Source organism: Furfurilactobacillus siliginis, assembly GCF_001437435.1.
GTDB classification, from domain to species: Bacteria; Bacillota; Bacilli; order Lactobacillales; family Lactobacillaceae; genus Furfurilactobacillus; species Furfurilactobacillus siliginis.
The window spans coordinates 2,377-2,896 of the sequence record NZ_JQCB01000031.1; the positions used below are offsets into that span (position 1 = coordinate 2,377).

1 protein-coding gene is annotated in these 520 nt (G+C 31.5%); it reads left to right on the forward strand.

What is annotated here, in order from left to right:
* Positions 1-178 precede the first annotated feature (178 nt).
* Positions 179-520, forward strand: coding sequence for a hypothetical protein (locus IV55_RS10710; RefSeq protein ID WP_014919559.1), 342 nt, complete (start codon positions 179-181; stop codon positions 518-520).

A 520-nucleotide genomic window follows, 5' to 3' on the forward strand; every position in this document is an offset into this window, starting at 1 on the left:
CGAATTTTTTGCCATCTTTATACATTTTATAATGTAATTTCTTTTCTTCCATTATAAACTCCTTCCGGATCAATTATATTGATCTACCATAATTTTTATTATATACTAGCAGAAGAAAAATTAACATGACTAATTCTGCAAAATAAAGCACTTTTTTGTAAATAGTCAGGGAGATATCATGAATCAGTCAACTTTTCAGCTACTTGGTAATGTTGCTTCAGCAGATTTCTACCTTTGTGAAGGCAGTGATATTACTTTAATATCTGATAATAATGCCTATAATATGAAAGCTTTAGCCCAAGAAGCGCTTAAACTGCGTGTTCCTAATTCTTTGACCGTTATTGATTTAAACAACTTCTACGTTGGTATGATCCCTATTGATCATAATCAGATATTGACCATGATTCCTCATATTAACACCACCAATATCCCATTCAATTATCAGGAAATCACTAATTTTATCGGGTCTAGAATTTTTGGTGTTGGAAAGTATTTCCATTCCAAAAGTACTAGGCCCTAA